The 22,461-nt window shown below is 69.4% G+C and carries 15 protein-coding genes; 5 read left to right on the plus strand and 10 right to left on the minus strand.

The annotated features are described in order from the left end of the window. Positions 1–84 precede the first annotated feature (84 nt). The 10 genes from LIX60_RS21820 to LIX60_RS21865 all read right to left on the minus strand — a co-directional run bounded on the left by LIX60_RS21820 (position 85) and on the right by LIX60_RS21865 (position 15,538). Positions 85–972, minus strand: coding sequence for an extensin (locus LIX60_RS21820; protein WP_227959999.1), 888 nt, complete (start codon positions 970–972; stop codon positions 85–87). Then, complete coding sequence (locus tag LIX60_RS21825) at positions 969–1,886, minus strand: bifunctional lytic transglycosylase/C40 family peptidase (protein ID WP_227960000.1); 918 nt, start codon at positions 1,884–1,886, stop codon at positions 969–971. The genes LIX60_RS21820 and LIX60_RS21825 overlap by 4 nt, the downstream gene beginning before the upstream one ends. Beyond that, positions 1,883–2,869, minus strand: coding sequence for a replication-relaxation family protein (locus LIX60_RS21830; protein WP_227960001.1), 987 nt, complete (start codon positions 2,867–2,869; stop codon positions 1,883–1,885). Before LIX60_RS21830 ends, LIX60_RS21825 begins: the two co-directional genes overlap by 4 nt. 62 nt (positions 2,870–2,931) lie before the next feature. Continuing rightward, positions 2,932–5,337 carry a helicase HerA domain-containing protein gene (locus tag LIX60_RS21835; RefSeq protein WP_227960002.1) on the minus strand — a complete coding sequence of 802 codons (2,406 nt, stop codon included), beginning with the start codon at positions 5,335–5,337 and terminating at the stop codon, positions 2,932–2,934. Continuing rightward, the gene (locus LIX60_RS21840) at positions 5,334–7,205 is read right to left on the minus strand and encodes a VirB4 family type IV secretion system protein (protein WP_227960003.1); all 1,872 of its coding nucleotides are present in this window, start codon (positions 7,203–7,205) and stop codon (positions 5,334–5,336) included. The genes LIX60_RS21835 and LIX60_RS21840 overlap by 4 nt, the downstream gene beginning before the upstream one ends. After that, positions 7,202–8,152: a PrgI family protein gene (locus LIX60_RS21845; protein WP_227960004.1), complete on the minus strand. Its 951-nt coding sequence runs from the start codon at positions 8,150–8,152 to the stop codon at positions 7,202–7,204. Before LIX60_RS21845 ends, LIX60_RS21840 begins: the two co-directional genes overlap by 4 nt. A 6-nt stretch (positions 8,153–8,158) precedes the next feature. Beyond that, the gene (locus tag LIX60_RS21850; RefSeq protein ID WP_227960005.1) at positions 8,159–9,844 is read right to left on the minus strand and encodes a hypothetical protein; all 1,686 of its coding nucleotides are present in this window, start codon (positions 9,842–9,844) and stop codon (positions 8,159–8,161) included. 302 nt (positions 9,845–10,146) lie between these two features. Further along, positions 10,147–10,527, minus strand: a complete 381-nt coding sequence (locus LIX60_RS21855; RefSeq protein WP_227960006.1) for a pilin — start codon at positions 10,525–10,527, stop codon at positions 10,147–10,149. 366 nt (positions 10,528–10,893) lie between these two features. Continuing rightward, positions 10,894–11,724 carry a hypothetical protein gene (locus LIX60_RS21860; RefSeq protein ID WP_227960007.1) on the minus strand — a complete coding sequence of 277 codons (831 nt, stop codon included), beginning with the start codon at positions 11,722–11,724 and terminating at the stop codon, positions 10,894–10,896. Positions 11,725–12,424: 700 nt separating this feature from the next. Next, a complete protein-coding gene (locus LIX60_RS21865; RefSeq protein WP_227960008.1) occupies positions 12,425–15,538 on the minus strand; it encodes a restriction endonuclease in 3,114 nt (1,037 codons plus the stop codon). 504 nt (positions 15,539–16,042) lie between these two features. Between LIX60_RS21865 and LIX60_RS21870 the strand changes: the two genes are divergently transcribed. The 5 genes from LIX60_RS21870 (at position 16,043) to LIX60_RS21890 (ending at position 22,454) form a co-directional block, all read left to right on the plus strand. Further along, complete coding sequence (locus LIX60_RS21870; RefSeq protein ID WP_125622742.1) at positions 16,043–17,140, plus strand: ABC-three component system protein; 1,098 nt, start codon at positions 16,043–16,045, stop codon at positions 17,138–17,140. Beyond that, positions 17,137–17,598, plus strand: coding sequence for an ABC-three component system middle component 2 (locus LIX60_RS21875; protein ID WP_125622741.1), 462 nt, complete (start codon positions 17,137–17,139; stop codon positions 17,596–17,598). Before LIX60_RS21870 ends, LIX60_RS21875 begins: the two co-directional genes overlap by 4 nt. Then, complete coding sequence (locus tag LIX60_RS21880) at positions 17,591–19,477, plus strand: ATP-binding protein (RefSeq protein ID WP_125622740.1); 1,887 nt, start codon at positions 17,591–17,593, stop codon at positions 19,475–19,477. The genes LIX60_RS21875 and LIX60_RS21880 overlap by 8 nt, the downstream gene beginning before the upstream one ends. Positions 19,478–19,819: 342 nt before the next feature. Next, positions 19,820–21,145 carry a HEPN/Toprim-associated domain-containing protein gene (locus LIX60_RS21885; protein ID WP_227960009.1) on the plus strand — a complete coding sequence of 442 codons (1,326 nt, stop codon included), beginning with the start codon at positions 19,820–19,822 and terminating at the stop codon, positions 21,143–21,145. A gap of 781 nt (positions 21,146–21,926) precedes the next feature. Further along, positions 21,927–22,454, plus strand: a complete 528-nt coding sequence (locus LIX60_RS21890) for a hypothetical protein (RefSeq protein WP_227960010.1) — start codon at positions 21,927–21,929, stop codon at positions 22,452–22,454. Positions 22,455–22,461 lie beyond the last annotated feature (7 nt).

Consider the following 22,461-nt stretch of genomic DNA (forward strand, 5'->3'; position numbering starts at 1 on the left):
CCGATCGGTGAGCGGCGGTCCGGAGCCGGGGGCGTGCGGGCGCCGATCGGGTTCCGGCGCGCGGAGGTGTTCGGCTCCGGCCGGTCAGTCGGCCGGGTCCGGTGGGTGGTGGGCCAGTAGCTGTTCGCGGATCTGTCGGGCGCGTTGTGGTCCGATGCGCAGGTCGGTGCGAAGTCGCCAGATGCTTACGGGTTTTCCGGTGGTGGCGCGGGCTGTGTTGTCCAGTGCTACCGCGAGTGGCCACACGTCGGCTTCTCCGGCCCTGTCATCGGCGGGCTGGGCGTGGGGGGCCAGGTACGGGTTGTCGGCGGCGTGGTCGCCCGTGTGGGGCGGGAGGTTCTTTGTGTCGCTGGTGACCGGGTGGTCGGCTTGGGGCGCGGGGCAGTCGGATCTGCCCGCTCTGTGATCCGTACCCGCCCGATCTGGGTCGGTGGTGTCCGGATCGGTGGGGGCATGGGTCGATCGGTCTGCGGTGGCTGTGGGCGAGGTGGGCGGAGGGGAGGGAGCGGCCGGATCGGGAGAGCCGATCCGGCCGAGGAGGTCGGTGACGGTCCGTCGGTAGGCGGCGATCGTCTCGGTCAGGGCGATCAGGAGCAGAGCTGGGGTCAGATGGAGCAGCACGGCTGCCGGGTCGGCTTGTCGGGGCCAGCCGATCTGGCCGTCCGGCCACAGGCTTTCCCAGGAGTTCATGAGGGCGGCGGTGCATCCGGCGCCCCAGCGCAGTGCGGTCGACCAGGCGGGCGGGCGGATGCCCCAGGAGGCGAGGCGTGCGTCCACGTAGAGGACGCCGGCCAGGGCGGTGCCGATCATGGGGTCGAGGAGGATGGCGATGAGCAGGGGGACGCCGCGGCTGGTGGCGAAGCGGGTGACGTTGACGGTGGTGAAGACCAGGGCCAGGATCGCCACCGCGGACAGCACCCAGGTCATGGACCGCAGCAGGCCGATGGCTTCGCGGGTTGCGAGTTGCTTCATCGGGCATCACCGCCTGCTGCCGCGGGCCTGGTCGCTCCTTGGAAGGTCGGGCTGCTGGTGCGTGCGGGGCCTTCGCGGATGACCGTGCCGGGGCGCGGGGCGTCGATGGCCCGGCCGCTGCCGATGTAGATGGAGACGTGGGTGATGTTGCTCGGGCTGGGGCCGAAGAACAGCAGGTCGCCCGGTGCCGGCCGAGCGCCCTTGGGCAGGCGGGGGCCGTGGTCGTACTGGGCTTGGGCGACGCGGGGGATGGTGATGGCGGCGGCGCGGTAGGCGGCCTGGGTCAGCCCGGAGCAGTCGAAGCCTCCCTCGGCCGGTCCGTCGCCGCCCCATACGTAGGGGGTGCCGAGTTGGGCGCGGGCGAAGGCGATCACCTTGGCGGCGGCGCGGCCCGGGGCGGCGGGTTCAGCTGCCGCGTACCCGTCCGCGATCTTGAGGACTTGCCGTACGTAGGCGTCGCTGTGGTTGTAGTGCCAGATCGCCCGGGGGAGGTTTTTGCCGTGGCGGGCGCCATGGGCGCACAGCAGCCTGGCCGCCGCGTACACGGCGTCGACCGGGTCCCAGGGCGTGGGCGGCTTCTTTCCGCCGGGCGGGACCGGGTGCGCGTACGCGGCGAAGGTGGACGGCAGGAACTGCATCGGGCCGACGGCGCCCGCGGAGGACACCATGGTGGGGTGCCGTCCGTGGTCGGATTCGACCTTTCCGATCGCGGCCAGGACGGTCCAGGACAGGCCCGGGCACTCGGGCTCCGCGCGCCGGTAGAGGGCGAGCATGGCCGAGGGGATATCGGCGAGGGCGCGCTGGCTTGGAGGCGGACCGCCGAGCACTGCGGCAACGGCCACGACGACGAGCAGCGGCAGGGCCACGACCGCGCAGCCGATGCCGCCTGCTGTCTTGGCGAACGCCGAGCTCACGGCCCGATCTCTGGGGTGGACGGCAGTGGGGGCACGGGGAGTGTCAGGGGTGTGTCGGCGTCGCTCGGTTCCAGGCCGCCGGCCGGGGTGAGGCCGGGCCAGTGGGCGGCGAGGCCGGTGAGGGTGGTGCGTTGGCCGCCGGGCTGGAGCGGTGTCCACCAGGGGCCCCAGGGGCTGGTGGTGGTGAAGTCCGCGGAGGAGGTGGCCACGTGCAGGCCCAGTTCGGCGGCGGGGCGTGCCAGGCGGTGGCGCAGGGCTTGGTCGCGGGAGGCCGTGCGGGTGTGGATGAGCAGGGCGGGGCGGCCGCCGGTCGCGGTGGTGAAGGCGGCGTAGCCGGTGAGCTTGGCCTCGACGCGGGGCAGGGCCTGGCTGCCGGTGTCGTATTCGAGGCAGAACGGCAGCAGCAGGCCGTCGTCCTGCCAGTGGGCGTAGGCGTCCGGGCGGATGATGTCGCTCCAGCGGCGGGCGCAGGAGCTTTCCGACAGCCACAGGGGCAGGTCGGCTCCGGGGGTGGTGCGGGCCCGGGCGGCGAGGTGGGAGAGGAGTTCGTTGACGCCCAGGTCGTGGCCGAGGGAGGGCGAGTAGGCGATGCGGCCGGTGTGGGAGGGGCGCCATCCCAGGGCGGTGGTGTCGACTCCGGCGTGGGCGGCGAGGAGGGCTGCTCCGGTGGGGCCGAGGGTGTAGTGCTCGGGGGCCGAGCCGTACTGGGTGAGGGGGCGGAAGGAGTCGAGGACGGCGTGCTGGTGCAGGGTGCGCAGGCGGCGCTGGGCCGAGCGGAGTGAGGTGTAGGCGAGGCGGGCGATCTGGTGGGTGGTGAACACCCGGTGCTCGTGGAGCATCCGGGCGAGCCACAGGTCGCGGTCGGTGAGGCGGCGGGCGAGTGCGGCGACGTCCTCAGGGCGGACGGGGCGGCGGCGGGTGGTGGCGGCGCGGGCGGTGTAGCGGGAGCCGGGGCCGTGGGCGGGGCGGGGCAGTGCGGGCATGGCGGATCACCACCGGGGTGTGAGGGGCAGGTGGCCGAACGGAACTGGATGCCGGAGGGCGTTCAAGGGCTGGTGGCCGGGCGGGGGCCGTTGCGGGCAGCGGCGGCTTCGCGCAGGTCCTGGGCGCGGCCGGGTACGCCGGGCGGCAGGGGGCGGGTGGTGAGGGTGAAGGCGGCTGATTCCGCGCCGCTGGTCAGCAGGTGGGCGGCGGCCTGGAAGGGGCCGAGGTGGGCGAGGTCGTGCGCGGCCAGGGTGGGGAGCGTGTGGCGTTCCAGGGCGTTGGCGTCCTCGGGGGAGGCGTTGAAGAAGATCTTGTTGCGGGCGTTGGCGGAGATGCCTTCGCGCAGGTCGCGGGGGAGTTGGGCGAGGTGTTGGTGGGCCAGGAGCATGGACAGGCGGTAGCCGCGGGCCTCGGCGAGCATGTCCTCCAGGGGGTAGGGGAGGGTGAGGAAGTTGTGGGCCTCGTCGATGCTGAGGGTGGCGTCGATCCGGGAGTGTTCGGGGGTGCGGGCGCGGGCGGAGGCGGCCTGCCAGGTCCCGGCGACGATGAAGGATCCCAGGAGCCGGGCGGTCTCCTCGCCGAGGGCGCCCTTGGGCAGGCGGGCGAGCAGGATGCCGCCGTCGAGGACGTGGGCGAGGTCGAAGGTGGAGGGGCCGGCGGCGATGGCGCGGCGGGCGAAGTCGCGCAGCAGGAAGGCGCGGAGCTTGTTCATCACCGGGCCGACCACGGCCGCGCGGGAGGGTTCGGAGAGGGTCTCGTACCAGGCCCAGAAGCCGCGCAGCACCGGGTCCTTCAGCGCGGGGACGATGCGGAGCCGGTAGGCGCTCTCGCCCAGCAGGCGGGGGACGTCGGCGAGGGTGACCAGCTGGTGGGTGCGGTCGCGGTGCTTGAGGAGGGTCAGGCAGGCAGCGCGCATCACGTCGTCGGTGCGTGGTCCCCAGAAGGCGGTGAAGATGCGGCGGAAGATGCCGGTGATGTTGTCGACGACGACGTCGATGTCCGTCCCGTCCAGCACGTTCAGGCAGGGCGGGACGTGGGGGTCGTCGGGGTCGATGAGGACGAGCCGGTCGGCGCAGGTGTCGGGCAGCCGGTCCAGCAGGTCGGTGACCAGGTCGCCTTTGGGGTCGATGACGATGACGCCGCGGTGGTTGCGCACGTCGTCCAGGGCGAGGTTGGCGATGAGGGTGGACTTGCCGGAGCCGGTGGCGCCCATGACGTGGAGGTGGTGGCGGGCATCGGGCACCGCCAGGCCCACGCCGCGGCGGGCTCCCGCGTCGGAGCGGCCCAGGGGTTTGACGCCGTTGCCCGGGGCGGGTTCGGGGATCGGCGGGGGCGGCAGGACGGAGCGGGCGCCGGCCCGCCGCAGACCGGGGGCGTCCGCGTCGAGGGGGAGATGGGCCAGGGCTGCGAGTTCCGGTACGGACAGCAGCGCGGCGCGTGAGAGCGGGAAGCGCCGGCCGTTCAGGGTCCGTCCGGGGTGGCGGAGGCGGGTGCGGGCGAGGTAGGTGCGGTCGGCGTACAGGCCGAAGGCCGAGGCGATGGCGTGGGCCCGGCCACGCGCCACGTCCTGCGCACGCTCGGTTTTCGGCGCGCAGGTGGCGGCGTAGGCGAGCGCGCACTGCCACTGCGGGCCGGAGAGCTTGACCGCCACCTGCCGTACAGCGGCGCTGTGTTCGGGATCCTGCTTACCCGTCGCGGCGGGCTGGGCCCGGTGCAGGAGGAGCGCGGCCAGCGCGGGCAGCCGGGAGGGTGAGCGACCGCTCTTCAGCCGCCGGGCCTGGCGGCGGGCGCGGCGAAGCGCGGCGCCGATGGCCGGGCGGGCCAGGATCTGTACGCACGCGGACTCGTCCTCGGCCATGCCGGTCGCGGCCTGCAGCAGGGCGCGCAGCGGGTCGCAGGCATGGTCGGTGCGCAGCGGCAGGACGGTACGGCGGGCCGGGCGCAGCCGCCCGGCGGTGACGATGCGCCCGCCGGGGAGCAAGGGCGCGGGTTCGGTGACGCGAGTGTGGGCGCCGGGCCAGGCGGCTTCGACGGCGCGGCGCACCAGGCCCAGCGGCACCGCGCCGGGCGTCCACAGACGGATCCGCAGACCGGTGTGGGACCAGGCGTATTCGAAGGCGAGGTGCGGCTGGCCCGTGGTGGCCCGGCGCCACCACGGGCGGAGGATCCCGGAGAGCTGAGCCCACAGCACTTCGCCGCCCCGGGCGGCGACAGCGGGCGGGGCGAGGATCTCCACACAGCGCGCGCCCTCGGCGAGACGCCGCTCGCGTAGTACGTGCAGCCGGTACCGCAGCGCGTAACCGCCGGTCACGGCCACGGCGGCGCTGGAGGCGAGCAGAGGCGCCTGCGCCCCGAGCCGGCCGAGGCCGTCGCCGATGACGGCCGTCCAGAAGCCGCCGGGATCGGTGAGGAAGTCCACCAGCGGCCCACCCGGTGGTGAGGCGGCGATCTGCGCGAGGGCGGTCATGAATCGACCCCTCCCTCATCGACGTTGAACGGTGGCTCGCACCAGAGGCCGTCGGCCTCGGGCTCCGCATCGTCAGGCTCGTCCGGCTGCTGGGCGGCGAGCTCGCCCGGGTCCGTGGTGATCACCTCGTGCTCTCCTGGTGCCGCAATGCTCATCAGCGCGACCTTGTGACGGCGGTCCCCGGTCAGCAGCAGCGCCTCGCCCCGGGCTGCGATCAGCAGGAACTCCCGCTCGCCGCGGCACAGGTGGAAGTTCTCGCTGATCGTGTCGATGGCCTGCGGGGCCTGGCGGAGCAGGACCTGGGTGGCCGCGTTGGAGACGATGGCCCGCCCGAGCGGAGAGGCCAGCACGTCGTCAGCGTCCTGGGTGACGACGGCCAGGCCGGTCCAGTACTTGCGCGCGGCCTTGGCCATACGGAACAGGAAGCCGGCCCCGGCCCTGTCGCGCATCAGCAGCCACGCCTCGTCGACCACGACCAGATGCCGGCCGGTGCGCGGGCGGTGGGTGACTTGCCGCCAGATCGCATCGAGGGCCAGCAGCATCGCCGGAGCTCTGACCTCTTCCGCCAGGCGGCGGAGTGCGAAGACCACCAAGTGCCCGGATGCGCAGGCGGTGCTCTGCCCGTTGAACAGGTCGGCGTGCGAGCCGGTGGTGTAGGGGGCGAGCTGGTCGGCCAGGGCCGCTGCCGCCTCGCTCTCCTCCTCGGCCAGCACGGCGGTCAGATCGGAGAGCGTGGGCGGGGTGCGCTGCCAGGTGCGGGCGTCCGCGGTGATGCCCGCACGCTCGTAGGCGGCGAGCACGGCCCGGTCCAGTACGGCCTTCTGGGCAGCGGTCAGCTCCGTGCCCAGCAGGACGGCGAGGAAGGTGTGCAGGAACAGCACCCGCCGGGTCAGCACGTCCTCCCCGCCGTCGGCTACAGGGAGATCGAAGGGATTGAGGCGTACGCCGTCGGCGCCGAGCTCGAGCACCTGTCCGCCGACGGTTTCGGCCAGGCGGACGTACTCGTCCTCGGGGTCGATCACCGAGGCCGTCACCCCGGTGAACAGCAGGCGCAGCAGCTCCAGTTTGGCCAGGTAGGACTTGCCGGCACCGGAGCGGGCCAGGGTGATGGAGTTGTAGTTGTCCTGCGCGAACCGATCCCAGAGCACGGGCGCGCCGGAGACCGTGTTCAGCCCGTACAGCACGCCCTGCGGCGCCCCGTCATCGTTGGTGTTGATCGGCAGGTCGGGGCTGGTGAAGGGGAAGCAGGCGGCGAGCGCGGCGGTGTCGAAGGTGCGACGCATCTGGAGCGTGTCGATGCCGAGAGGGAGTGTGGCGAGCCAGCCCGGCAGGGCACGGTAGGTGGTTGGGGCGACCGTCATCAGCAACGACTCAGCCACGGCGCGCACCGCGGCTGCCTGCTCCGCGAGGGTCTCCTCGTCCGGGGCGTGCACGGTGAGATAGAGGGCGACGTGGAAGAGCTTTCCCTCGCCGCGGGCGATGCGGTAGGCGAGCTCGGCGGCATCGGCGGCTGCGGCCTCCACTTCCGGGTCGTCCAGATGCCCTTTGCCGAAACCGGCGCGGCGCCCGGACTCCAGACGGGCGCGCTGCTTCCTCAGCCCGGCCGCGGCCACGGGGGTGGGGATGGGATCGATGTGCAGGGCGATGTCGAGATGACCGGGAAAGCTCAGCAGCGGGGCGAGCCAGCCGGGCGTGACCTCGGCCGGGTAGCCGGTGACCACCAGCGTGGTGGCCAGCTGCGCGCCGACGGCCAGAGCGCGGGCATGGACCTCGATAGCCTCGGGGCTTGCCGCCTCCAGCAACTGGCCGGCATCACACACCTGTGTCTGCGGCGGGGTGCGGCGGCGGTTGAGGAAGAACCGGGTCATGCGGGGCCGCCTTCCGATCCGAGGCCGGGCAGGGTGGGGGAGTCGGGGTTGCAGGCCGCGCTGACCAGGTCAGCGGTCTGCTCGGCGCCCAGGGGAGTGAAGGTGATCTCGGCGGCTGCGAGCGTGCGGGTGGCCTCGTCGAGGCGCTGGAGCACCCGTTCCTCGTTCATCCCGTGCCGCAGACCGTGCGCCGGGCTCTCCTCCCGGGCGACTAGGACGACCTGCCGCCCCAGCAGATTGCCGCCCGCGGCGAGGTCGGCGAGGAAGTCGGCGTGCTCCCGTGCGGCCCGCTCCAGAGCGGGATGGGGCAGTGCGGCGGCCTCCTGCTGGAGGTTGTCGGCGAGCGGGGCGAGATCGATCCGGTGGCAGCGCACCAGCACCTGGGTGGGGCCGGTCAGGGAGTTGAGCCACCGGGCGAACGCGGCCGTCAGGCCCTGCTGCTCGGCTCCCGAGCGCAGCTCGAAGTTGACGGTCGAGCAGGTCGCCAGCCCGGCCACTCCTTCACCGCGCAGGTCGAGCACTCCGGCTGCGGTGATGCCGTCGTACGGCATGCGCAGCGCCGCCGGAGGCGGCCCTGCGGCCTCAGCCCAGTGGCCGGGGACGACGGCGGGCAGCGGCGGCACCCCTTCCGGCGCGTGCACCCGGCGCTTGGGCGCACGGGCGTGAGCGAGGGCGGCGAGGAGGAAGCGGTCCAGGCCGATGCCCTCCCGCCGGCCGAGCGCGAGGGCGGCCACTGCCCCGGCCACGGGGATGACCAGAGCGGCGTAGGCGACTGGTGCCATGAACGGCCGCGCGGCCCAGTACCCGGCATAGAGCACCACCGCTGCGGCGGCGATGACGGCGGTCTGCTGCGCGGTGAAGGGACCGAGAATGCGGTCGGGGCGGGAGATATCGGCGGGGACACGCGTGGCCTGCACCGTGTCCGCCGGGTCGTCGGCTTGGTTCATGCCGGATCACCTCCGGGGTTCGAGAGGCAGCCGCAGCTGCATGGGCCGCGGCGGACGCACCCGCACGCGAGGCGCGGAAATGGGAAGGACGAGCTGACGGCCACGCGATGCCGAGGCAGCGGAGGGCAGAGGCGGGGGAGCGGGCAGACGACGCTCGGAACGGGAGCGCGCGGGAAGGCGTTCGGCACGGATGGGCAGCCACATCTGCGTGGGCCGGGGCGGCCGGGACGGGACACGCTGAGCCGCCACCGGGAGCGCCAGTTGCCGCACACGACGGGCACGGGCGGGATGCATCACGGCGCGGGGACCTCTCGGTGTACGAGCAGGGGGAGGAGGAGCAGGGGCCAGGCCACGAGCCCGGGAACGCCGGCCGGGCAGCGACCGGGCTGCGGCATGAGGAGCACTGGACGCGGCAGGCTCCGGCCTCGTACTGCTGCCGGTCGCTCGGCTGGGGTTCGGACCCGACGGCGTTCCGGCGGCTGGCCGCCCCATGGAGCGCAGGCGGGCAGCGGGGCCTGCTACGGCGTCGCGACCACGGGACAACCACGCACGACCCGCACTGCGCGCCCTCCTCACAGACCCGGCGCCGCGCCCAGGCGGGGCGGGTGTGAAGGGCCGTCCACCGCCACCTCGACCACCACCTCCACCCCGGCCCGGGCTACCTCCACCACCGCCGAGCCCACCGCGCCCCGGGCCCAAGCCGCCGGCACCCCGCCCACCTCCCGGGCGACGCCGCAGCAGCTGCATCCCGGGCAGGTAGTGATCCATGAGCCGGTACATCGCCAGGTGCTTGAGCATCCGCACCCCCGTGGGCGCATGCGGACTGTGCGCCGGCGTCCCGCGCAGCACGACCTGCAGGGTCCAGCCCGGGATCTTGAACAACACCCAGAACAGGGCGGCTCCGGCGAGCATGGTGCCGAGCTGATCGGACTTCGGAATGCCCAAAGCTGTCGCGCCGGGTGCGAAGAACAGCTTCAGAGCCAGGATGAACGTTATCGACTGCGCGACCTGAATGACCAGACAACCGGCCAGCGCCCGCCACCACAGCCGCGCCACCGGATCGGTCAGCGGGTGAGCGTGGCAGGCGAGGGCCAGGGGAGCGGCCACGGCGAGCAGTGCCATGACGGCGACGCGCACGAGGAAGCCGACCAGCACCGCGAGCACCAGGGCGATCATCATCGTTGCCAGGAGCAGCAGGTACAGCTTCAGCCCGGCGGCCCCGAACAGGGCGAAGGGCAGGACCTGTTCCACCATGCCCTGCCCGGCGTCCGACATATCGCTGGCCATCACCGCGTGGGCCAGGGCGTTGGACAGGCCGATCGCCTTGCCCATCACGGTCAGCGAGGTGGCTGCGGCGACCATCCCGAAGAGGAGACGGGGGAGGATCTGCTGGAGGGCGTAGCGGGTCTGGACGGTCTCGTACCCCATGACCGTGACACCGCCCGCGGTCACGAACAGTACATAGATCCCGGCCGTGATCCCCAGCATGGTGGCCCACAGCTTCTTGATGTCGGCGTGCTGGGTGACATCGGGGGTGGCCAGCAAAGTGTCAGCGAGCAGCTCGCGGACCGGCTTCATGATCTGCTCGATCAGCATGCCGAGGAACGAGGTGATCGCGTTCACGACCATGCCGGATACGTCGAAGAGGTCCCCGAGGCCGCCCTCCTGCGGCTCGCAGGAGAAGTCGTCCACCTCGCACGCCGGCGGGGTCGGCCCCGGAGACGGTTCCCGCGGAAGGGACGGTTCGGGTTCGGCGGCGGGAGGATCCGGCGCGGGGGTCGGACCTGGCCCGGGGGCGGGCCTCGGCTCCGGACCCGGCTCCGGGGCGGGAGCGGCAGGACCGGGGGTCGGCTGCGGCTCCGGGGCCGCTGGTGCCAGAGGCGCACGGCCCGCCGCCAGCGCGGAGCCGGACGGAGCGGCCAGGACGACCAGCACCAAGAGCCCCACGGCAGGCAGCAGCAGAAGAAGAGCCCGGCCGGAGCACGGGGCGCGGGTCACTGCCCGCCCCCGCCACCGGCTCCGACGATGCCCTGCAGCACGGTCACGATCACCGGCGCGAGGATGGCCAGCCCGTAGCCGATGGCCGCCGCCCTCAGGGCCCGCTTGGCGGCCTCGACTTCGCCCGGGTCCACGCCGGCCATCAGATACCGCAGCCCGCCGAAGGTCAGGAACAAGGTGGCGAGCCCGGCGAGGATGCCGACGATCCAGTTCCGCAGGTTCGTGATCACGGTGGGGATGTCCGCGACCGCCCACACGAGCGAGGTATCCGCCACCAGCACGACGCCGGCCACAACCGTCGTGAAGCCCACCCGGGCTGCTCGGCGGCCTGCCCGGAGAACAGACAACCGACCCGTCGGACAGAGCCCTCCGAGCATGACGAACCACCTCCAAGAGGCACATCAGGGACGACAGGAGAGAGGAACAGACCAGCGGGAGCCGCAACGGGCCGCGAACAGCGGGCCGTGCGGGGGACGGTGCGAAGGTGAGGTGAGCGCGGAGTTCCCCTGCCCGGGGCCGGCCTCCTCACGGACGACGGCGAAGCAGGGAGCTCGGGTGTCAGCACGAGACGGCCGCGCTCACCTCACCCGACGACAGGCCCGCGGTGGCACAAACCCGGGCCCTCACCGGCGGCTGCCGTCGGGTGCATGGCACGCATCCAACGGCAGCCGCTCACCGGTAATAGAGATCCACAAGCCGCACACTGACACCGACGGCGCGAATCTCCCCGGCCTGGAGCCGCCTTACTGCTCGCGCAACTGCTCCCGGAGATGCGTGCTGAGGTGCTGCTCGGCAGCGGCACGGTGGCGGTAGAGCTGACGCGCACTCACACCCCGCTCTTCCGCCAGCCGCTGCATCGGCTCACGATCCAGCCGGGTCCGCGCGATCAGCCGCGCTTCGGCGACGCCCACGATCCCGGCCCGGACGGCACGAGCCAGCACCGTGTACTCGTCCTCCTGCCGGCCGGCGCCGGCGACCCCGGCTGCATCAGCAGCCTCCTGGCATCCCGGCCGACCTTCGAAGCGGGCCAGCCGCCCCAGACGCACTGCCGCCGACCCGGTCTCACGGGCAGCCTGACGGCGAGCGGCATACGCCAGACGGTGCACGGCCCGGTCAGCCGCCGCGAACAACTCCCGACCCACGTCGGCAGCGTCCACGTCCACCGAGCGCACAGCAACGGCAACCGCAGCCAGCGCCTCCTGCTCGACCTCGGCGCGCTCCAAATGAGCCGGCCGCGCCAGCCGGGCCAGCACCCGGCGCAGCACCGGAACGGCCATCGCAACGGCGACGGTGCCCCAGGGCTCACCGAGCTGCTGAGCCCGGCGAACCACTTCACGCCAGCTCCGCTCACGCTGGGCCGACGACGTGGCGGGGTGGGCGAGACGCGCCCGGAACTGGTCCACGGGCAGCGCCAGCTGCTCCGGCTCGTCGCAGACCAGATGAGCGGGCAACGTGAGCGGGGAGGCTGCCGTCGCCAGCGCGAGAAAGGCCTCCTCCAGAGCCCCCAGGGGCGAACGGCCCGAGGACCGGACACAGGCAACGCGACGGTGGACGGTACGTGCGGTGGGGTGCATGGCACTGCTCCTTGCAGGAGTGGCGGACAACGTCTGCCGCCACTCCTGTCACCGCCCAGCGCCACGGACGGACCGACCGCGAGCCGTCACCGTGCCGCAGGCGATCCAGTGGCACGGTGTGTGCGATAGTCCGCTGGTTGCTCGCCCCGGATAGCCTGCACTGTTACACCCGGTTCAGCCGGGGAATCGAACATGACAAACCTTCGAACCGATCGGCAGCCCTCTCGGAACTTGTTCCGGTCGCTTGCCATGGTTTTCTCGTCGCAGCAGGTGCGTGCCAAGCTGCCGAACAGGCCGTCAAGGCATCAAGGAGATGATCGAGAAGCAGAAGAGGGTGAGAAGGCCCTGGGGAGCGAGTGGAATCCGATGCGCCGCCTGGCCGAGACGCTCATCAGCCTGGCGAAGCCCAAGCCCGAGTAAAGCCTGCAGTCTCCTCGCCGGTCGATCCTCAACCTAGGCCACAATGCGTGTGGCCTGCCTCAGTGGCTGGGCCGGATCCTCCCCACCGTCGACGTCAAGGGCAAGCGCCTACACCAGTAGCTGGCGAAGCGTCCCACGGACCCCGACAAGGACCGCAGACTGGGCAGCGTCTGAGCGCACCGCATCTCGATACTCCGCGCGCACCGTTCCTGTAGCGGAGACGGTCCCCGCACGGCCCGTGACCGCCACGGGGATGGCCAGCGCACGGCACGGCAGCGAACTAACCCTCGCCAGCCGTCCTTTGGTCCTGTGAAACACGACACCGGACAGAGCGGCGTGGGTCTGCCGCCAGCGTCTGCACGAGGCCCGCTTCACCCGCGTACGTCGCCATGTACTGGCGCACCAGCTTATGCCGGTCACCGGCCAGGGCCTGGCCGGTGACCGGGTCAGCGTCCTTGCTGCCGCACCACAGACCCGCTGCCAGGAGACGGATGAGGTGATCGGGGTGAATGGCCAGCAGTGCCGGCCGCAGATCTACATCCGCTGCGGGCAGCTGGAACAGCGCGCGGACGAGCGTGGTCCGACTGGCGTCTGGATCGGAGGTCTGCAGGATTAGGAGAGCATGTGCGGTCACGTCGGCTGCTTGCTCTCCTGTGTCTGCGAGGCATGCTGCAGCCAAAAGACCGTCAGGACGCAGCGACGCCGGGCCCAAGTCAAAGCTGATGCGGTCGAAGGACGTGTGGGGGAGGTCGTCGTCTGCGCTGCCGTCATGGTGGCCTTGAGCGAAATCCATGGCTGTCGTGAAGTGCCTTGCGCGCGTGTCGTGGTCAAGGTGTGGCGCCAAGGCGGCCAAGGCGTGCAGTGCGTCGCGGCGCTGGAAGGCGGCGTCATTGCGGTTGAGGGCGTGAGCGATGAGGCTGTCGGACAAGGCCTGCCGATCAGGCATGTCTACGGCGGCAGCCAGCAAAGCGAGTGTGCTGGGGCTTTTGCGCGGCTGCTCCGCGGCTTCTTCTCCCGGTAGTGGAAGTGGCAGCTGCCTTCGGGCCGTGGGCGTGGCGTCAGCGGTGTGTGTGTTGGTGAGAATGAGTGCCAAGGCCGCGTGGATGTTGCCGTTCTGGGCTGGTGACGTGCACTGCTCGGCGACGATGTCCGGGCACAGGGCCAGGGCATCGACACCGTGATTGAGGATCGACGCCGCGAGGTGATCGGCACGGAGTAGCGCCTGACACATCGAGCGGACCGCCCGCTCGCGCAAGGTCGGATGTGTTTGCGCGATAGTGATCAGGGCCTGCATGTGTTCACGGTCGGTCCTGCGATGGGTGCCAGGGGGACGGTCCAGGCGCGGGCCGCTCAGGGAGAGGAACTGCTCGGCCTGCTCGGTCGTGGAGGCCCGCAGGAGCGCGGCCGCCACGGCGAAGGCCGCGTGCACGGCACTTGCCGTGCGTGGCGGGGCGGGGCGGTCCAGGTCGAGTTCGGCCAGGGCTGCGTCCAGCCATTTCCTGGCCTGGTCGTCGGGCACGAGGTCGGCTGTTGCCGCCGCCGCGCGCAGGGCACTGACCCGGTACCAGTTGGGCATGGTGACTAGATCGGGGTCAGGCTCAAAGGACAGCGGCTCCTCCGGCAGGAGCTCCGCAACACCGGTGAGCTCTTCCACGTCGCCGGCGGCCAGGTGGTGGCGCAGAGCCTGTTCGGGCTGCTGTGCCTTCTGGTGCAGCAGCCCGAGAAGGTGCTCAGCTTCCTGTTCCCCGGACCAGTCGGCAGTAACGGCGGAGCGCGACCGGTACGCGATGAGAGCTTGGGAGGCATCGGCGAGCCGCTTCTTGTGCATGCGGGACAGCGCCCGCTCCCTGAAGCGCACGCCGGTGGGCAGGACGCTGCCGCCGTCACTGGCAGCACGCAGGGTAAGGATGCGGCGATAGCCCTCGTTCATGCTCAAGGGCTGGGTCAGGCCGAAACGAACACGGATGAGACTCTGGGTCTGCAGCCAGTTGACCGCGTCGTCAGTAGCCCCCTCCTCGGTGGCAAGGGCGATCGCGTCGTCGTAGCGGGCAAGAGCAGCAGTGGCCTTCTGGCGCAAGATCAGATTTCGTCCGTGCCGGGCCATGAGCAGGGCGGCGAGTCGGGGCTTCCAGGTGGCGCGGATGGCGTACTGCAAGTCTTCCCAGCCTTCTCTGACACCCGCGTCGGCCAGGCAGGCGCGCAGGCGGGCGTGTTCCTGAGATCCGGGAAGGGCCGACCGACAGGCGGCTTCGAACCGGTCAGCGCGATGGGTGATCAGTTCGAGCCGATTCTCGGCGACCGCGCATTCTGCGAACATCATGAAAGCCGAAGCGAACCCCGAATCCCCGTCCTCGAGAGCGTCGACCGCATCGGCGACATCATCCAGCGTGACGTCGTGATTGTGCTGGTATGCCGCGAGCGCGCCCAGAGCCTGCAGCCCACGAACGAACGTCTCAGGAGCGTCCGTCTTCTCGATCTCCAGGCGATGGGCCATAGAAAGGGCCAGGCCGGGTTCTCCGCTCTCCAACTCTCCAGCCATGATCATTAGGTCCACGGCTACGGCCGCAGAGGTGTCCTGGGCCTCGTGCAGGGCTTCGGACTGGGAACGGCGAACCTGCAGGGCGTGGGCCACGAAGCCAGCTTCTTCCAGAGCCTCGGCCACCCGCTGAAACTCTGCTGCCGCTCGCGCGGGCTGTTCACGGTGCTGCTCGCGCGCTGCTTCCAGAGCGTTGTGCAAGTCGAGGTGCTGGACCGGTCCCCGGACCATCGCGTCGGAGGCGACGGCAGCCGTCTTAGCCACCGGGCTGGGCCGCTGGAGTTCTGGGCACACCAGGCGCGCGGTCTCCTCGCCGAAGAAGCGGGTGACGACGCGTGGGTGCTCCTGGAGCATGTCGGACAGCTCCTGCTTGCCCCACAAGCGGATCGTGAGGTCCGGGTTGGCCGTTCGTAGTGCGTGGAGCTTGTCCTTGATCTTTGTGTCGCTGACGTCGGCCGTCGTCATTACGACGAGATACGTAGAGCCAAAGGGCCTCTTGCCGTCCACGAACGTCTTGACTGCCTTCACCAATTTGGCTACCGAGTAGGTCTTGTAGTGCTTGGCCTGGTAGACCCGGGGCTTCTCACTGTCGAAGAAGCCGGCGACGTCGATTCCGTGCTGTTTCTGCCCACGCCGTCCGTAGACGTGGGCCTCGTAGGCGCCCTCGACCTCTCGTGCGACCGCGGCCACGAGATGCTCGAATGACTCCCATGTCAGGTACTCCGTCGGCAGCGTGAGAGACGCTGTCGCCGGGAGGGTTCTGGCAACCTCGGGCGGCAGGCCGGAGAGCTCGTGACTGGCGTCAAGCAGTTCCCAGCCGGGCTCACCGACACGTACTTCGCGCCCGATCTCGGCCACCTTGGATCTCCTACGGCTCGTCGCTGCTCCGGCCCGGGACCCCATTGTGCAGCCAGTCACTCTGCACGACGGCGCGCTTGGGTGATCGCACCTGGAAGAGGCAGTCGCCGCGCCGGGTAGCGCGGTGATGAGGCGGCATCCCAGTCGCGGCATGCTGCGCAGGTCAACAAGGCTTTGTGGAGTCACAAGTCGGCGCCTGTCGGTGGCGGGCTCTCCGCAGCGCGCCGGTCAGCTGCCGTACGGCGGGTGTCTGGGCTGTGCCGCCTCCTGGCCCAGGCTGCGATCGAGCTCGGGCCTCGCCCAGCCGAGACCTAGAGCTGGCGCACGACGCAGCCGTTCGCGCGGCCATTTTCCGCCATGCACCCTCGCCTCTCGGCCATTCCAGGAGACATGAAAACGGGGGACCGAACGTGTTGTTTGGTGGGTGGGGCCAGGGGTATGAATCGCGTCTGCTCAGGACGGACGGGGTCTTGCTGTCACCTGGAGCAATGGGGGGATAACGGGGTGTCTGATCTGTACAGCGCAGGGTCCGCAGGCGCAGGGCAGCCGCCGCTGACCGTGCTGGCTCATTCGCTGCGCATGGCGCCGATGCCCTCACCCAAGCAGATGGTGTCCTTCTACGATCCCGACCAGTTCGAGGAGTTCGTCAAGGAGTGGGTTCCAGCGCTGGACGTCAAGTACGTCCTGGTCGAACGCCACGGCGGCTCGGGCGACCATGGGGTGGACGTGGCGGGCTACCTGTCCCACCAGAGGCTGGAGGGGCAGTGGCACAACTACCAGTGCAAGCGGTACGCCGCTGCCCTGTCCTGGGGCACGGCGGCCGGAGAGATGCGCAAGATGTTCGTGGCCGCCGCAGCTGGTGAGTTCACCATCCCCACCCGGTACGTCTTCGTCGCCCCGATAATCTCGCGCAGCCTGCCCCGGCAGTTCGCAAAGCCCACCGAGTGCCGGACCAAGTTCCTGCAGGAACTGTCCACAACCCGGGACAAGCTCGTGACCGCACTCACCGATGAGCAGCGGCGGGCCGTCGAGGAGCTGGCGGCGGACACCGACTTCGCCATGTTCGAGTGCGTGGACCTGGACGAGATGCTCGAGCTGCACAAGACGACCACGCACTTTGTGGATCGTTTCCCCTACGCCCCCTTCGAACAGGGGCCTCGGCAGATCATTCCGCCGCCGCAGCACCATGAGGACGAAGCCCGTTACGTCCAGCGTCTCGTGGATGTCTACCGCGAGCGTTTTCCCAGCGCCATCAGCGGTCTGGAGGACGTGCCCACCGTCGAGGAGGCCGACGAGCACCTCAAGCGGCAGCGCGAGGCCTTCTATGCCGCCGAGGCGGTGCGCGTGTTCGCTCGCGATGCCACTCAGCCAGCGTACTTCGAACGGGTGAAGAAGGACGTGTACGACATTGTCGTGGAAGTCGCAGCCCGTTCCTACCCGGACGGCTGGGAGCGGCACGGCGCGGTCATGGCCGTGGCTGGCACCGTCCAGCTGACCCCGACAGTCCTCACCCCCTTCGTGGAGACGAATGCCCGCAAAGGGGTATGTCATCACCTGGCGAACGAGGATCGTCTGACCTGGTGCCGGGAAGGAGAGAAGTGAATCCGCTCAACAGCCCGCTCGAAGTCGGTGTACGCGCGCTCGTCCTTCTGGCCGAGAGCCATCCCGAGCCCATGGACATTGCGCAGCTGGTCGCTCTGGATCATGTAGTGCTTCACAGCGGCGAATTCGACGGTCCGCCCAGCCTTCATCCCAACCTGCCGGCGCGCGGGGGTGAGCTCGGGATGAAACGAGCCGTCCTGGAGGAGGCGTTGCTCGTGCTGATCCGTGCTGGCCTGGTCGGTATCGTCGATGCCAGCGAGGGGCTCATGTACCGGGCCACCGACCGGGGGCCAGTCTTCGTTGATGTGCTGGAGGCGTCCTACGTCGAGTCTCTGCGTGAGCGGGCCGAGTGGGTGGTGCACCACTTCGCGGCGCGGTCGGATGCCCGCGCCGCGACGCAGGAGATCATCGAACGGGCGTCTGCGGAACTCGCCTGGAGCGGAGCTGGCCATGAGTGAGCTGCGTCTGGTCCACCTCACCTACGCGGGCTTGAATAAGCCCACCGCGAGCGTGGACTTCGGCCCGGCCCTCACCGTGATCTACGGGGCGTCCGACACCGGCAAGTCGTTCATCGTCGAATCTATCGAGTACATGCTTGGTGGGAGCCAGGCACCCGAGGTGCCGGAAGCCGACGGATACAGCCAGATCCTATTGGGACTGCGGCTGCCGGACGGTACGCCGCTGACCCTGCTGAGGGCCCCCCACAGCAGCACTATCCACCTCTACCGCAGCGATCACCGCTCCGTGGTGACCACCCCCGCCGACACCCAGGTCACTGCCGCCCACACAGCACGCAGCAAGAACAGCCTGTCGCTGTTCCTCATGAACGAGCTTGCGCTGGCCGATTTGCGGATTCGCAAGAACGAAGCCGGCGCCAGCCGCAGTCTGGCCCTGCGCGATCTCGTCCACCTCTCCGTCATCCCCGAGACGCGGATGGTTGCCCCGCTGTCCCCGGTCCTGCCTTCGGCCGCGGCCAGCGGCAAGACCGCAGCAGCCTCGGTCATGCGGCTGCTGCTGACCGGTGAAAGCGATCCGGAAGTGGACACCGGCCTCAACGCAGGGCAGCGCCGGGTCAACAAAGGCAAGATCACTTTGCTCGATCAGATCATCCTCGATCTGCAGAGCAAACTGACCACGAACGAGAACGTCAGGGATCTTCGGGATCGCCAGGTGCGTCTGCAGGCGTCCATCGACGAGCATTCCACAACCTTACGAGTGATCACTGACCGGCACCTGACTGCGGTCACCACCCGAATGAAGGCAGCCGAAGAACTAGCCACGGTGGAGGCCCGCCTCGGGGAGACCGGCGACCTGGTCTCCCGGTTCCGCCTGCTAGAGGACCAGTACCGCTCCGACCTCGCCCGCCTCGAAATGGTCACCGAAGCCGGTAGCCTGCTGGGCTACTTCCGGGTGGGCACCTGCGTGTTCTGCGGCGCCGAGCCCGAGCACCAACACCCCGGACACAGCGAGCACGAGACGACGCAACTCCACCTCGCCGTCCAGAACGAGACCGCCAAGACCACCAGCCTGCTCGCCGACCTGCTGCCTACGATCGAGGACCTAGTGGGACAGTTCGAAGCGCTGACCCAGCGCCGGGCATCCCTGCTGCACGACACCGTCCTCCTGGACCAGGACATCGCCGCCACTCAGGACCAGCTCGCCCCCCTGCGCGCCCGTATGGAAGAGCATCTCCACGCCCGCTCGGAGATCGAACGGAACCTCGAACTCCACGAGCGGATTGACGAACTGGAACAGCGGCGCTCGCGGCTGGACGGGGAAACGATGGGACGGGCCCAGAGGCCGGCCGACTACGTCCCCAACCGGATCCTGACTTCGTTCGACGAGGCGCTGCGCCGTACGCTGGAAGCATGGAAGGTCCCCTCGGTGGAGTTCGCCGAGTACGACCAGTACGCCATGGACATCCGCGCAGGTGGCCGTGCTCGTCCGAGCCGAGGCAAAGGGGTGCGCTCCGTCCTGCACTCCGCATTTACCACCGCGCTAGCCCAGTTCTGTCTGGAAAACGGCCGACCGCACCCGGGCTTTATCGTTCTCGACTCACCGGTGGTCACCTATCGTGACCCCATCATGGACGACGAACCAGTCGGCGAGGACGTCGACATGACTTCGCACGTGGTCGACCACTTCTACGGAGACATGCTCGACTTCCCCGGTCAGGCCGTCATCATCGAGAACGGCGACCCGCCCCTCAATGTCCTGTCTGAAGCACGCATCTACCGCTTCACCGGAACGGGGCCGGGCAGACACGGCTTCTTCCCCGCAGACCCCCAGGAGGCCGAGGCGGACACGCCGTCCTGGAAGACCGCGCAGTCAAGCTGATCGTGACCAAACGGCGACGGGGAGCCAAGCGCTGGTTCGAGACTCTGACCTGGGAGATCGGCCCGAAAGAACGCCAACTGCGTACGACCGGCGGCCTCTACCTCCTCCTCTTGAGCTGACAGCCCGTAGCCGCGGCTTCGTCGGTTCGTCTGCGGCCGTGTGCCACTGGCGCAACGGTCCCTGTGGCACCAAGGGCAAGGACGAGCACTTCACTCCTTTTAAAGTCGACCTCGGTCACCGCAGCGCGATCGAGATGTCCGCCTGGGCGGCCAGCCGCACGAAGCCGTGCTCGCGGATCTGCAGCCTGTCCCGAAGGCCAGCGTTACGTGATCGGAGAAGTGGATGAGCAGCAGATGGCACCTGTTCCTGGAGGACCTGCAGATATTCGAGGGGAGGTGGGATGCGCCAGCCAGGCTCATGACTGTCTTCCAAGAGGAAGACAAGTACATGCACCGAAACTGGGCAATGATGGTCGACAGGGATAACGCTGGTCTGCCCGACATTGACATCGATGACCCTGAGACATACCGCAACTACCCTGATATCGACCCCGAAGACTACAAGTATGAATCCGTTGACACGTCAGAGCGTTTCGGCTATAAAACAACTGTTGAGACAGCTGTCACGCGGCTCAATCTGATGGGCTTCACCGCAGAGCGATGCCGCCGAGAGATGGCGGCCTGCTTCCGGGACCTGAGAGAATGGGACGGACCGGACGATGCCCACGAGCAGATCGCACCCGGATCGAACCCGGCACGTAACGTCACCGACGACGACATTGCTGAGATTGGCCTTCAGGCATACCTGAAGCGCGGCCCCGCGTGGATGGAGACAAAGCTATCCGAGCTGGAAAAACTCTGCCTGGACAAGCTCGAATTCTTCTTCGAGGGCGACCTCGACCGCCGCTTGCTCATCGTAGGGCTTCTGGAGCACCAGGACCCGCAGGCAACCCTTCGCCTCGATCTTAGCGACCTGCTGTCAGGTGGTGCGTTCAAGAGAACTGATCAGATCTCGACGCAAGCCCTTCAGGACCTACGGGAGGAGACGGCCAGCACGGGCCCAATCATCGTGCTCACGGAAGGCAAGTTTGATTCCCGTGTTCTTCCCCGGGCGCTGAAATTGGTCAGGCCGGATATCGCTGGGTACTTCGAATTTTTGGACTTTGACACCACAAGGCCGCAGGGGGGAACCGACAAAGTCGTTGCAAACCTTAAGAGCTTCGCCGCAGCCGGAGTGATGAACCGGGTGATCGGACTCTTTGACAACGACACCGCCGGCCGGGAGGCGATCAAGCAGATTGCGGGCATCGCGCTCCCGAATCACTATAGCGCCTGCCTACTTCCCGATCTCGAATACGCACGGTCCTATCCCACTTTCGGGCCGTCAGGGGAGGCCGACGACAACATCAACGGCCGGGCATGCTCCCTCGAGTTCTACTTCGGCCTGAACAGTTTGCAAGGTCCGAAGGATGTCCCCGTTCCAGTTCAATGGAAGGCGTATAAAGAGTCGGTCCAGGATTACCAAGGCGAACTCACTAACAAGCAATACGTCCAAGCCAGGATCGACGCTCTCCTGACTGCGGCCGAGGCCGGCGATCCGCTCGACGAGTCGTGGGAACCGATACGACTGATTGCTCAGACCCTGATCGACAGGGCTCAGACGCGCTGAGAAGGACTGAGTAACGATCAGCCACCGCCGCTGCCCTCGGCTGACCCCGCAGCCGAGGGCAGCGGCAGTTCCATATTTACGGCTCGGGCATCGAGCGGGTAGCCGGACGACCTCACAGGCTTTGTCCCGTTGGGCGCCCGCCGTGCCACCTCGGCCCCAGTCCCCGTGAGACCCCTGTCTCCAAGGGGCGCACATCGGTTTGTCCCCAGGGCCCTGCCGACCGGTCGGTGGATGCTGTTTCGGCACGCCCCGAAGGATCAAGATGGCAACACGCTGGAACTTGACATGGAACGGGGCGACAGCATCTACGCCGTCCAGTGGCGCGCGGCGTAACAGCTGTTTCGCTGCCTGTCGGGGGCTCACTTCCGGTGCTCAGGACGAAGGCCGGGCCGAGGACAGGCGGGGTTGCCCGGTAGCTCGCCGGTGGTTCATCGGTGGCTCACCAGTGGCCCGGCAACCGTCTGACCTCGTATGACGTAGATCCCGCGAGGTCTTCGGGACTCGCTGAATGAGTGAACCCCGCACCATGGCAGTGCGGACGCCGCGGGCAGCGACGGCAAGAACCGCATGCTCCGTCCCTATTACTGGGCGTCAGCACCAGACGGATCGCGTTCTCCGGTCCGGGCGCCGCCCGATGATGTTCCACTCCGCACGCCGTACCCCACGCGGCTCCCAGAAGCAGGACTCTGCCGCTCTGCCAACCACCATCTGGCTCCCACGTCCCGAACAGTCACGCGTCGCTCCCGCCCCCGGCGCCGTGTTGCCGGACTGGGCGGTCGAGATGATCCGCACTGAGTTCGGCGAACGCCCAGGCGGCCGGCCCGCATCGCTTCTCAAGGTCTCCATCCAGCAGGACCTCCTGCCAGGGTCGGACGCCTGCATGCCCTGTACCAGCTATGCCGACACCGGAGACGAGACGGCCCCCGGCAGCGCAACGGTGCTGCTCGCCGAACTGCACCCGGACGCCCTGCCGGAGTCCAGCGACGCACTGGGGGTTTCGGAGAGAGGTATGCCAGCGGCCATGGAGAACGGCTGGCCCGGCTTCTTCCACCGCGCCCACCGCCTCCTGCCCGCCGACGGACTGCTCCTGCTCGCCACCCGCCAGCGCCGGGACGCCGGAGTACTCACCGACCCGCTCGGCTCCCTCGTCGCCGCGGCGCGCACGGCGGGTTTCCGCTACCTGCAGCACATCGTCATCCTCTACGCCCGTGCCGCCGACGACGCCCTCGCACCCACCCCGCCCGGCGACGCCGCCCCCGGCGTCATCCATGGCGACCTGCTCGTCCTCTCCGCGATCCACCACGCCTGACCGCCAT

This window comes from Streptomyces sp. S07_1.15 (assembly GCF_020739505.1).
GTDB lineage: Bacteria > Actinomycetota > Actinomycetes > Streptomycetales > Streptomycetaceae > Streptomyces > Streptomyces xinghaiensis.

What these genes read in the sequence shown, in the direction of transcription:
- LIX60_RS21885 (WP_227960009.1), top strand. Translation starts at nt 19,820, where the DNA reads ATGAGCAGCAGATGGCACCTGTTCCTGGAGGACCTGCAGATATTCGAG.
- LIX60_RS21840 (WP_227960003.1), bottom strand. Translation starts at nt 7,205, where the DNA reads ATGACCCGGTTCTTCCTCAACCGCCGCCGCACCCCGCCGCAGACACAG.
- LIX60_RS21855 (WP_227960006.1), bottom strand. Translation starts at nt 10,527, where the DNA reads ATGCTCGGAGGGCTCTGTCCGACGGGTCGGTTGTCTGTTCTCCGGGCA.
- LIX60_RS21890 (WP_227960010.1), top strand. Translation starts at nt 21,927, where the DNA reads ATGATCCGCACTGAGTTCGGCGAACGCCCAGGCGGCCGGCCCGCATCG.
- LIX60_RS21830 (WP_227960001.1), bottom strand. Translation starts at nt 2,869, where the DNA reads ATGCCCGCACTGCCCCGCCCCGCCCACGGCCCCGGCTCCCGCTACACC.
- LIX60_RS21835 (WP_227960002.1), bottom strand. Translation starts at nt 5,337, where the DNA reads ATGACCGCCCTCGCGCAGATCGCCGCCTCACCACCGGGTGGGCCGCTG.
- LIX60_RS21880 (WP_125622740.1), top strand. Translation starts at nt 17,591, where the DNA reads ATGAGTGAGCTGCGTCTGGTCCACCTCACCTACGCGGGCTTGAATAAG.
- LIX60_RS21860 (WP_227960007.1), bottom strand. Translation starts at nt 11,724, where the DNA reads ATGCACCCCACCGCACGTACCGTCCACCGTCGCGTTGCCTGTGTCCGG.
- LIX60_RS21845 (WP_227960004.1), bottom strand. Translation starts at nt 8,152, where the DNA reads ATGAACCAAGCCGACGACCCGGCGGACACGGTGCAGGCCACGCGTGTC.
- LIX60_RS21820 (WP_227959999.1), bottom strand. Translation starts at nt 972, where the DNA reads ATGAAGCAACTCGCAACCCGCGAAGCCATCGGCCTGCTGCGGTCCATG.